The organism is Coleofasciculus sp. E2-BRE-01, assembly GCF_040221695.1.
Classification (GTDB): Bacteria; Cyanobacteriota; Cyanobacteriia; order Cyanobacteriales; family Coleofasciculaceae; genus Coleofasciculus.
Genome location: NZ_JAVKEA010000216.1, coordinates 19,506 through 31,622, shown reverse-complemented (window position 1 = coordinate 31,622; position 12,117 = coordinate 19,506). Strand labels below are relative to the sequence as shown.

The following is a 12,117-nucleotide window of genomic DNA, read 5'->3' as shown; positions in this document are numbered from 1 at the left end:
CAGAAGATTCAGCGGGGGATATATCCTGCTATTCATTGAAATGGCTAAGACACAATCCAATGGGGAGAGGTCATCAACAATACCAGAGACACATACATTCCCCAAAACAAAATGAAAATAAATTGTATGTCGCGTCGAGCCACGAGGATAGCCGCGATCGCGAAGGTTAAGGCGAGGGAGCTAGAAACGACAGGTAAAAGGCTTCCAGAGGCTTCTAGTAGGAAATAAACCGTAGCGGCGATTGTCCCTAAAGACATGAGACTCAATCCCAAGATCCAGAGACGAGGATAGGACTGAGAGCGGGGCGAATTCCACATGGCGGCAAGTTGAGCGCCACCCGCTAGGGCGAAAGCGGGGTAGATTGGCAAACTATACGCCGATAAAGGAGACCCGATTAGACAAACGGCTCCTCCATAAACAGCCGTCCAAACCAATACGAATTTTGCCCACCCCCAATTGCGATGAGTCCACGCCAACCCTAATCCATAAGACGCAAAGAGTAACCAGGGAACCGAGAATTTTAAGAACTCCAATAGGTAATCGTAATAGCCAGTAAGAGTCCTGGGAATCTTGACAGAATGCCCAAAGGGTTGTAGTGATTCTTGGATCAGATTGGCAGTGAGAAATGCTTGACCCTCAAGCCAGGGTAGAGTATACCAAACCAATCCGGGGATGATACCTAATATCCAGCCCAACCACCAATAGCCAGATCTGAGCAGTCTCGGCGTATCCCAGGCAATAAAAATCAAACCGATTGCCAGCAAAAGCAATCCGAATCCAATTCCCTGAGTTAGACAAATTAAAGCGAATCCAATACCGGCTACCAATGACCAACGCAAATCACGACGCGATCGCAACAGACATACCATCATTAGCATGACAAAGAATAACACTGCACTATCCGCGATCGCGAGACGTCCATACTGCACCACAGGTAATACAGTTAAATAAATGAAGCTCGAAAAAAGCGCATTTTGACGAGAGGGGAAAATTTCTCGACCGATTCCATAGAAAAGGGGAACAGACAGAGCGCTCAGAAGAGCAGTCGGTAAGCGTGTGATCAAGGTGCTATCATTCCCTGTCTTATAAGCCAAAGCAATTAGCCAATACAGTAAGGGTGGATCTTCAACATAAGATTTGTCCCCAAACGTTGGATAAAACCATTGCCAAGATGCCAAAGGCGTGGTAGTTAATTCACCAGCGACCTGATTGATCGTTTGTTCACCCCCATTTAAGAGAGGTGGGCTATCCAGATTTAGGCAAAATAAGAGCAAAGCGGCTAAGAGTAAGCCGAACATCCACATCCGCTCAATCCAACGTTGAGTTTTGCGAATTCGACTCTCTGAGCGTCCCGAAATAAATGTTTGACGATTCATCTTTAAACGAACAAGTTAGAGTGCTGCTGGTCGCCAGTTGTTCACCTTGCTGCCATCCAACAGGTTGCCATTGCCTTCACCGTGACTCAACCCGTGGCGCGACCTAATCAAACGGTGACTTTTCAATTATGACTTTTCAGTTAAAAATAAAAAACTCTGACTACCTCGATCAGTGTAACTTTAGGAATAACTAGAGTGCGTAGTGCTATAGATAGATAGACCTAGCCGCGTTAGGATCAACGTTAGCGTCACACCCGACGGGTTAACCGAATCACTCCTGCCGCTTATTCACAGTAATATAGTTAGGCTTTATCAACTCAACGTGCTCATTTTGTTAAATAGAGCCAATCATCAGGCATCTAGACCTCAGTCGATCACCTGCGACAAGCATACCTATGGAAGGATCTTTTGAATTAACCCTACAAATGGTCATCGCTGTCTGTGCTGGAATCAGCGCTCAGGTGATTGCCGAATACCTAAAAGTCCCCAGCATCGTCTTCCTGCTCATCTTCGGCGTGTCCCTCGGCTCCGATGGTTTGGGTTTATTACACCCTCAAGAACTGGGAGTGGGTTTAGAAGTCATTGTTGCCTTATCAGTTGCCGTAATTCTGTTTGAGGGAGGACTGAACCTCAACCTACGCGACTTAGGCAAAGTATCCGGTTCTCTGAGAAACCTCGTCACCCTGGGAACGCTGATTACACTGCTAGGCGGTGGGATGGCTGCCCATTGGTTAGGAGAATTTCCCTGGTCGATTGCCTTTCTCTATGCGGCTCTCGTAGTTGTGACCGGTCCGACGGTTATTGGTCCACTGCTTAAACAAGTAAAAGTTGATCGACGAGTTGCCGCCCTTTTAGAAGGAGAAGGGGTGTTAATTGACCCAGTGGGGGCGATTCTATCCGTTGTTGTCCTCGATACCATTCTCAACAGCGAGGCGGGAGCCTCGGCTGCAATTGTCGGTCTAGGGTTACGCCTGGGTATTGGTGGTGTGATTGGTGGTATCGGTGGCTGGCTGCTGGGTTTATTTCTCAAACGAGCCGATTTTCTTTCAGAAGACCTGAAAAACCTGGTGGTGCTAGCCGGGATGTTAGGCTTATTTGGCTTGGCACAAACGATTCGCTCCGAATCCGGATTAATGGCAACCGTCGTCGCCGGAATCGTTGTCGGTGCGTCTTCTCTACCAGAAGAGCGCCTGTTGCGACGGTTTAAAGGACAATTAACAGTGCTGGGGGTTTCCGTACTCTTCGTTCTCCTCTCCGCCGATTTGTCCATTGACAGTGTTTTCGCTTTAGGGTGGGGCAGTGTATTCACGGTTTTGGCATTAATGACCCTGGTGCGCCCAGTGAGTGTCAGCTTATGTACCTGGAATAGCGGCTTAAATTGGCGTCAAAAAATCTTTTTATCCTGGATTGCGCCCAAAGGAATTGTCAGTGCTTCCGTCGCCTCCTTATTTGCGATTCTTCTCACCGAACGCGGGATTAATGGGGGAGATTCGATTAAAGCCCTGGTCTTCTTGACGATTATGCTGACGGTATTTTTACAAGGGTTAACGGCGCGTTGGGTTGCCCAATGGCTACAACTGAATCCCCAGGAAAAGGCAACGGGTGCGGTGATTGTGGGCTGTAATCCTTTGAGTCGTCTTATTGCGCGTTTGTTTCAAGAACAGGAAGAAGAGGTTGTCCTGATTGACACTGATCCCGAAGCCTGCCAAAAAGCCGAGGAGGAAAATCTGCGGGTGTTCCAAAGCAGTGGTTTAGATGTTGAGGTTCTAGAAGAAGCTGGGATTGAATCGGTGGGTACATTTCTGGCGATGACCCAGAATGGTGAGGTGAACTTAGTCTTAGCTCAACGAGCGGTTGAAGAGTTTACTCCGCCGCGAGTGGTTGCCGTATTTCCTCGTGATCCCCAAGCCAATACCACGAATAATAAAACGAAAATCCATCAAGCCTTTGTGCCGCAACTACCGATTAAGACGTGGAACAAATATATTGTCGAGGGGCAAGTCAAGTTAGGTACAACCACGTTAAAAGAGTCGGGATTAGCCTTTCAGCGAGCGCATTTACAAGCGTTGATTCGGGCGGGGGAACTGGTTCCCTTATTAATCGAACGCCAAGGGAATTTACAAGTGGCTAGCGCGAATGAAACTTGGCAGGCTGACGATCAAATTATTTATCTGCTGCATGATCCCAGACCTAAACTCTTGAAACGCTTATCCGGTGGCAGTTCGTCCTCTCGGCTGGCGGTAGAAAAGTTGCCAGAAGTCGAGGAAATCCCGATTTCTGAGCCTGTGGAAGAGAAAGCGGTGAAAGAAATTGCCAATAAACCGAAGGGTGAACAAGAGGCGAAGGTTGAAGGATGAAACAGTTTTGACTCCTTCGCCAAGCTTTTCGGGCATGGCGTGCGAGTGTGTAGGGGCGGGTTTAGACGCTTCCTTAGTGGGGGTAGCGATAACATTTCAACAAAACCCGCCCTGACTCAAAATGCAGGTTTTTTTATTCAATACTGTCTAATGATTCAGAGGAATCGCTCATTGAATAAAGGGCGCAAGCCTTGCGCCCCTACGATTTTTACCTTAAATAGGGTTTGCTGCACAAACCAAAAACTCTTAGCCATCAATGCTTTGAGTAGCATTGACATTGGCTCATCTTCCAGGAAAGAGAATAAAACTCATCAAAACCCTTGCACCACTATCAGGAAGATGTACCCTTGCTCCCCCAGCTTCCCCAGCGTTCGACTGAGCGCTCACGCCGAAGTCTTCCTCGGCTTCCCCCGCTCCCCCTCACCACAGCACTTATTCATCAGCCCTTAAATAGGGAACCCACGATTTCATTGGTTCTGGCGAACCATACCAAAGTCCCTGTCTTCGCGGTGAATGCAGCACCCCTTCTAAGGTAAGATTGACTGCACCCTCTAAATGAGCCGCTTCAATGGGAGTAATCCCATCTCCCCAACAATTTCCGACTCCACAGGTTTGCTGATAACTGTTATAGGCTAACCATTGACCCAAACGTCGTTGACCATAGATGGCTTTACCTGCGACACAGATATATTTAACGTGGGGATAAAACGCTCCCGGATAGTGGATTGCCACAAAATCCAGATTGCGTTTCGTCCAGCGCTCTTGGCTAGTATGAGGTGTCCCCAATGTTACCAATGTGGCAATAGCAGGATGAGCATTCCATAATCCGGGGACTGAGGGTGTCACATCGCCATGAATATCGTAGGGTTTTTCGCCCAGGTAAATTCGGGCAATCCAGCCTCCGGCGGAATGACCAATCAGATTAACCTGAGTGGCGTTGTAATCTGCCATAACCTGTTTCACGGTTTGGTCAAGTTGGCGTAAAATTGGTACAACTGAGCGACCGCCAATGGTGGGAATCCAATCGCTTTGTCGTAGCGGTACAGTAACGGTGGGAAACCCAATTTGATTTAACGCGGTTTCTAATCCTCGATATTCAGTTGCCCCGGCAAAAAAACCCGGTAGAATAACAGTCGGTAGTGGCATTTGGGATTGTAGAGCTTTTTAATCAAACGTAACAAATAATCATGGGGCAAGTTGGCACGCTTTACGGTCTGAGTGCGGGTCCAGGCGATCGCGAATTAATCACGCTTAAAGCCCTGCGTATCCTCAAACAAGCACCCGTGGTGGCGTTTCCGGCGGGAGTGAGGGGGAAACTGGGTATGGCACAGCAAATTGTGGGGCAATGGTTAGACGCTCAACAGGTTCAACTGCCTTTAACATTTCCTTACGTGCAAGACCTTGACATTCTTACCCAAGCGTGGAAGGAAGCCGCCGAACAGGTTTGGCATTATCTAAACGTCGGGCAAGATGTGGCGTTTGTTTGTGAAGGGGATATCAGTTTTTACAGCACATTCACGTATTTGGCGCAAACCCTGCAACAGCAGCAACCCAACGCCGTAGTGCAAATGATTCCTGGCGTTTGTTCACCCATGGCAGCCGCCTCAGTGTTAGGATTACCGCTAACGGTACAGCGCGATCGCTTGGTGGTGCTGCCAGCTCTCTATAATGTAAAGGAACTGGAAACAATTTTAGACTGGGCGGATGTCATCGTCCTGATGAAAGTGAGTTCGGTGTATGAACAGGTCTGGCAGGTGTTGCATCGCCGCCAATTATTGGACACCGCCTGGGTAGTCGAACGCGCTACCCTACCCGATCAAGTGATTTATCACGATTTACGCGATCGCCCGACCCTAAAATTACCCTACTTTTCCATCATGATTGTCAACGTTACCTAATCCCTGGGTTCAATTAGACTCTAGATTATTTTTATTAAAACCAATAGAATTCCCGACAACCCCGCAACGGAGAGAATGATAACGGCTATGTCGAATCTCTTATTTAGAACGGTTTCCGAGAAACTTAATCAGCCAACCGGAATCGCGGTTATGGCATCGGTGGGTATTCATGTCATCTTGGGGCTAACCTTACCCTCTTATGTCCCCGTTTTTTCCAATGAAGCGCCACCGACGCGGCGAACTGTACAAATGTTGGAATTAAGCGAAGCCGATTTGAGTCGCCTACCCGATTTATCGGTGCCAACGGTTCCCCCCTATATTTATCAGCAAACACCATTACAATCGCCATTCCCACCACTCCCACCTCTCCCCTCTCAGGATTCCTTAGATTCTTTACCCCTCGATGGCAACATTTCCGTGGCGCCCCCTTCCCAATCGTTAAAAATTCCGTCATCGTCGTCTTCGACTCCGAAACGAACCCGAACCCGAATCTCCCTGAATCAACCGAGTACCCCATTTCCATCCATGAGGAGAAATCTAGGAATTCCAGTTTTTCCTAGCCAACTTCCGCCACCGCCTCCCCCAGGAACAATGAATCCTGAATCAAGAGCCACAGAAACAGAGCCGACACCGAGTATTGATGGTATAGGAAAAGGATTACGCGATCGCAACCCATCGGTGTTGACAAATCCACGCTTTCAATCAACGGAACACCATATCATCAACGACAAACACGAGGATGATTCCTCCGCCACGACAGACGAACCAACCCCAGATACCGAAGATTCTGCATCAGAACTAGAGCAACCAATAGCACAGAAACCCAACTCGAATAACCAGTTGGATAGCACTAGCGCTGAAGAGAATAAAGTGGAACCTCCGCCCGTAAAACGGAGAACATTGATTGCTAACTACCCTATAGCCGCTTGCCAAAAACAGCTTAGTGGCACACCCCTTTATCGGGTTGTCGTCGGGGCTGATGGTAAACCAACGAATTTACAACTCATGCAACGAACCGGTGATCCCATTCTTGAGCAAAAGGCACAAGATACAATTCAAGCTCATCGTTTTCTGAATCGCACCGAACAGCCACAGGAATACCAAGTCTCTGTTGAGTTCTCTGATCAAGACAAGGTTTGTCCGAAGCCAACACCTCCCGAAGCCTCGGATCAGACTCCTGAGGGGTCTAATTCGCCAACACCCCAACCTGAGAATCCGGAGGCGGCTGAGGGCTCGAATTCCCCAAGTTCTTCTTCATCCGATCCAGAAACCTCGGATCGTGATCCAGAAAACTCTGAACAACCATCGCCATCAGACACAACCTCAGAGTCCGAGGCTCCAAAAGACCAACCGGAAGAGTCAGCTAATCCAACAGAGGAAAGCCCTGAAGCCTCCAATCTACCTAACGTGGTTGTACCCACACTCTAATCCCAAAAGGGCATTCGGGATCAATTTTGAACCCGTCTACTCCTTGATCCCCAACCGGATGTTAAGATGATCGACGGTTAGAATTATCCCCTCCGAGATTACAGCAAAAAGGAACCCAAGTCATTATGCCTTCACGAGAACCTCGCCGCATACTCATAACAGGTGGAGCGGGGTTTATTGGCTCCAACTTCGTCCATCACTGGTGCGATCGCTACCCAGAGGATCAAGTCGTTGTTCTCGATTTGCTCAGTTACGCCGGCAATCGTCGGAATCTAGAGCCAGTCGAGGGACGAGAGAATTTGCGGTTTGTAGCGGGAGATATTTGCGATCGCACTCTCGTTGATGCCTTACTCCGCAGTGAGACGATTGATACCGTTGCCCACTTTGCGGCGGAATCCCATGTTGACCGCTCAATTTTGGGACCCGAAGCATTTGTCAGAACGAATGTTTTAGGTACGTCCACTCTCTTGGAAGCCTTTCGCCAGCATTGGAAAAAGCGGGGATCTCTCAAGAGCGATCGCTTCCTCCATGTCTCTACAGATGAAGTCTATGGCAGTTTGAATCCGAATGACCCCTTGTTTAGTGAAACCACACCCTATCAACCCAACAGTCCCTACGCGGCGTCTAAAGCGGGTAGTGATCACATCGTCCGTGCCTATCATCATACCTACAATGTACCGACGCTAATTACCAATTGCTCCAATAACTATGGTCCTTATCAGTTTCCCGAAAAACTGATTCCCCTGATGTGCATTAACATCATGCTGGGTCAACCCTTACCTGTTTATGGGGATGGACAGCATGTGCGGGATTGGCTTTATGTGAATGATCACTGTCAAGCCATTGATTTAGTCATTCACCAAGGAACTCCCGGCGAAACCTATAACATTGGCGGTAACAACCAAATCAAAAACCTGGATTTGGTTCAGATGGTTTGCCAGCTTATGGATGAATTAGCCTCGGATTTGCCTGTTTCTCCGAGTAAAAAGTTAATTACTTCTGTAAAAGATCGACCGGGACACGATCGCCGATACGGGATTGATGCTCGCAAAATTAAGGCAAAACTGGGTTGGACGCCTCAAGAAACGATTGAAGGAGGATTACGTAGCACCGTTGAATGGTATTTGACCCATCGGGATTGGTGGGAGCCTTTGCTGTCGAAGGAGTATCAAGATTACTACCGGAAAATTTATGGTTAAATCAGCAAAGGATGTTTGCAGATAGTGGGGTGAGGATTAAGCTGTTCGGCATTCAAATTCACTCTTCCCTGCTCTGTAATCAATTGCGATCGTTTGGGGAGTGGCGTGGCACACCTTAATTGTGAGATTAGCGCTCTTGTGTCCCTTTTGGAATGACAATAGAGCGTTAGCTTGGGTTCGTAGTAAGGGAACCTTAGCCCTAGATTCTGTTGGGTTTCCTAGTGTCAACCCAACCTACAATTTAAACTTCTGTAAAAGATTACCTCAATCTATATAAATCGTAGGGGTACGGCAATGCCGTACCCTTACCCTATGTACCTCTTTACGGCTGAAGCTGTTGAATTTGGTCAAGAGACGATTGATAAAGCGTCATGTCGCCCTGTTGTCTGGATAAATCTGCTGCCTTTTGGAAATCCGCGATCGCACGATTAATGTTCCCGATTGAAAAATATGACACTCCACGATTATTGTAGGCTTTAGCCAAGTTAGGATTTAACTCGATTGCTTAATTGAAGTCCTCAATTGCTTCTCTGAAGTCACCTGTTTCTAATAATCTTTCTTTTAAGTTATTGATAAAAAATATCAATTTTTAATAGAGTTGACAATTTTTATTGATACTTGATTGGTCACTTGCTTTCATTCTTGGAACTGACACAGCGTAAGAATGTGACAACTGAATCACCCCAAGAAAATTTTTATCCCGTTTGTTAGAGGAAAAAATCATGTCTCTTCACTATAATGGGAAGTCCAAATCTCTTAGCAGTGAGCAGTGAGTTGATAATCTCATGCTGAAGAAGAATGGTACTAGCGTTAGAGTTCGTAGTTGGCACTTGAGTGCCATCAGCGAAGACAGCGCTTACTACAAACTCAGGTTAAGGAGCGTGCTATTCGTGTTAGGGTTGGATTATGGCTTACGGATTCCGGTGAGTTAATTAAATTAAAAATTATGAAATCAGCCAATAAAATTATCATAGGCTTTCTATTAGTCGTTATCCTCGGCTTACCTTTCTCTCACACCCTGGTTCACATTCTTACAGAAGCCTGGTGGTTTAATTCCGTTAACTTTTCAGATGTATTCTGGACACGGATCACCTGGAAAATTATTGCTTGGGTGGGAACCTTTATTATTTACGGACTATTCTTATGGTTTAACTACTGGATGGCGCAGCGTCTAACTCGCGATCGCGCGTTTCGTTTCCTAGACGGTAGTGATTTAGCTCCCTATACCGATAGTATCGCCAATTCCGCCGTCTTAGTGGCGATCTTCCTGATTAGTTTAGCCGCCGCCACCAGCAGTGCATCGGCTTGGGAGACGATATTAAAATATCTGAATGCCACCGAGTTTAATCTGACTGACCCCATTTATCAACAGGATATTGGGTTTTACTTGTTTCAGTTTCCGTTCTATGAGGGGTTAAAAGATTGGGTATTGACTCTCTTAGGCTGGGGGTTTGTTCTAGCTGTTGCCGTTTATGTGTTAAAAGGCAAAATAAGGTTAGATCGCTACTGGCAACATTTCCTCACTAAAGACGTAAAAACCCATCTCAGTTTACTGTTAGCAGGAATTGCTTTAGTTATCGCGATCGGCTTTTGGCTAGAACGCTATGAATTACTCTTCACAGGCGATGGTGTCGTCTATGGTGCAGGGTACACCGATGCTCATGCTCAACGTCTAGCGTTCTGGATTATGAGCATTGTATCCCTTCTGCTAGGCTTGTCGTTTATCCTGGCAATTTGGCAAAACAATATTACCTTACCTACCTACGGAATCGGAATTTATCTGATTGCTTTTTTCGTTTTCAGTGGTCTTTTTCCCTGGTTTCAACAACGATTTATTGTCGAACCGAATGAATTAGAAAAAGAAAAGCCTTACATTGAACATAATATCGCCTATACGCGCAAAGCTTATGATTTAGACGAAGTACCAACCCAGGACTATCCAGCGGAAGAACAATTAAGTCGTCAAGCGTTGCAAGAAAACCAATCCACGATTCGTAATATTCGCTTGTGGGATTATCGACCGTTATTAAGTACCTATCGCCAACTCCAAGAAATTCGCCTTTACTATCGATTTAAAGATGTCGATGTTGATCGCTACACTATTGACGAGAATTACAGACAGGTGATGCTTTCACCCAGGGAATTAGTGTATTCCCAAGTCCCCGATCGCGCTCAGACTTGGGTCAACGAACGGCTAAAATATACCCATGGCTATGGTTTGGTGATGAGTCCGGTTAATATAGTCACCGAGGATGGCTTACCCGAACTGTTTATCAAAGATATTCCGCCTATCTCTCAAGTCGATCTTCAGGTGGATGAATCCGCCATTTACTATGGCGAAGAAACCGACACCTATATATTTACAGGTACAAATACCCAAGAATTTGACTATCCCCGTGGCGATGAAAATGCCTTCACTACCTACGCCGGGAAAGGTGGCGTACCCATTCCTTCCCTCTGGCAACGATTAGCTTATGCTTATGATTTGGGCGATCTAAAAATTTTAATCTCCAATTACTTTATCAACACCTCCCGCATTCATTACCATCGCCAGATTGGGGAACGGGTGAACCAAGTTGCACCCTTTTTGCGGTTTGATAAAGACCCTTATATTACCCTAATTGATGGCAGATTGCAGTGGATTATTGATGCTTATACGATAAGCGATCGCTATCCCTATTCTGAACCTGTTTCTCAAAGTAATAATGCTAGCGCCATCGTCCAAGGCGACGATATCGCCCAAATGTCTCTAGGCGATATCAATTATATTCGCAACTCTGTTAAAGTTGTCGTGGATGCGTTTAATGGCACCATGCAGTTTGTGGTTGTTGATGAAGATGATCCAGTACTGCAAACCTATCGCAAAATATTCCCCACCTTATTTACCGCCCAAAACGAGATTCCTGCCGATGTAAAAGCCCATTTCCGCTATCCCCTGGATCTATTCACCATTCAGGCGCAGATGTATCTGTCTTACCACATGAATAATCCCCAAGTCTTTTACAATCGGGAGGATTTGTGGCGTTTCCCTACCGAAATCTATCAAGGGGATGAGCGGATCATGGAGCCTTACTATGTGATCATGCGCTTACCCGAAGCGTCAAGCGAAGAATTTATTCTAATTCTGCCCTTTACGCCCGTCAATAAAGATAACATGATTGCGTGGATGGCAGCGCGTTCTGATGGGGAAAACTATGGCAAATTGCTCTTGTACGAATTCCCGAAACAAGAACTCGTCTATGGTCCATCCCAAATTGAAGCTCGCATTGACCAAAATCCGCAAATTTCCCAACAATTAACGTTATGGAGTCAGGAAGGATCGCGAGTAATTCGCGGCGATTTGTTAGTGATTCCCATTGACCAATCATTACTGTACGTCGAACCCGTTTATCTGCGGGCTGAACAAGGCGAACTGCCAGAATTGAAGCGGGTAATTGTTGCTTATGCGAAAGAAGTGGTTATGGAAGAAACCTTAGAGGAAGCTTTAGCGACTATCTTTGGCGGAACCCAAGCAGACGTGCAACAACCTACTTCGACTCTACCATCTGCTCCACCAAAAGAAGGAGTTTCCAAACTCGCCCAATCCGCCTTGGAAACCTATCAAAAAGCACAGGAAGCCATGCGTCAAGGCAATTGGCAAAAATACGGTCAATACCAACAAGAATTGGAGAGCATCTTACAGCAATTGAACCAAACCCCAAAATCTGCACCCGATCTGAGAAAGTCAGCAGGCGACCAAAATTAATCTTCCCTGAGCCGAACTCCAGAACCTTTGTTGTTATAGCACTACGAGGATACGTTAGGACATTAGTTAATCCCCACAGGGAACAGGGCAACGTGGGGAAAAAATCCTTAATTA

Annotated in this window: 8 protein-coding genes; 5 read left to right on the top strand and 3 right to left on the bottom strand. The window is 46.5% G+C overall.

From position 1 onward, the window contains the following. Positions 1-44 precede the first annotated feature (44 nt). On the bottom strand, positions 45-1,376 hold the full coding sequence (locus tag RIG66_RS29365; RefSeq protein ID WP_446382967.1) for an ArnT family glycosyltransferase: 1,332 nt from the start codon (positions 1,374-1,376) through the stop codon (positions 45-47). 395 nt (positions 1,377-1,771) lie between these two features. On the opposite strand from RIG66_RS29365, the gene RIG66_RS29360 reads away from it, so the two are divergent. Then, positions 1,772-3,733: a cation:proton antiporter gene (locus tag RIG66_RS29360; protein ID WP_446382965.1), complete on the top strand. Its 1,962-nt coding sequence runs from the start codon at positions 1,772-1,774 to the stop codon at positions 3,731-3,733. 432 nt (positions 3,734-4,165) lie between these two features. Here RIG66_RS29360 and RIG66_RS29355 read toward each other — a convergent pair whose 3' ends face one another. Further along, positions 4,166-4,879, bottom strand: coding sequence for an esterase/lipase family protein (locus RIG66_RS29355; protein ID WP_446382963.1), 714 nt, complete (start codon positions 4,877-4,879; stop codon positions 4,166-4,168). A 41-nt stretch (positions 4,880-4,920) separates the two neighbouring features. Here RIG66_RS29355 and RIG66_RS29350 point away from each other — a divergent pair, with 41 nt between their 5' ends. The 3 genes from RIG66_RS29350 (at position 4,921) to rfbB (ending at position 8,258) form a co-directional block, all read left to right on the top strand. Further along, complete coding sequence (locus RIG66_RS29350) at positions 4,921-5,631, top strand: precorrin-2 C(20)-methyltransferase (RefSeq protein ID WP_446382961.1); 711 nt, start codon at positions 4,921-4,923, stop codon at positions 5,629-5,631. A gap of 87 nt (positions 5,632-5,718) precedes the next feature. Beyond that, entirely contained in the window at positions 5,719-7,059 is a 1,341-nt protein-coding gene (locus RIG66_RS29345) for a TonB family protein (RefSeq protein ID WP_446382959.1), read from the top strand. Between the two features lie 125 nt (positions 7,060-7,184). Then, the gene (gene rfbB / locus RIG66_RS29340; RefSeq protein WP_446382957.1) at positions 7,185-8,258 is read left to right on the top strand and encodes a dTDP-glucose 4,6-dehydratase; all 1,074 of its coding nucleotides are present in this window, start codon (positions 7,185-7,187) and stop codon (positions 8,256-8,258) included. Positions 8,259-8,580: 322 nt separating this feature from the next. Here rfbB and RIG66_RS29335 read toward each other — a convergent pair whose 3' ends face one another. Continuing rightward, positions 8,581-8,760, bottom strand: a complete 180-nt coding sequence (locus RIG66_RS29335; RefSeq protein WP_446383002.1) for a tetratricopeptide repeat protein — start codon at positions 8,758-8,760, stop codon at positions 8,581-8,583. A gap of 444 nt (positions 8,761-9,204) precedes the next feature. Between RIG66_RS29335 and RIG66_RS29330 the strand changes: the two genes are divergently transcribed. Next, a complete protein-coding gene (locus RIG66_RS29330) occupies positions 9,205-12,003 on the top strand; it encodes a UPF0182 family membrane protein (RefSeq protein ID WP_446382955.1) in 2,799 nt (932 codons plus the stop codon). The last annotated feature ends 114 nt before the right edge of the window (positions 12,004-12,117 follow it).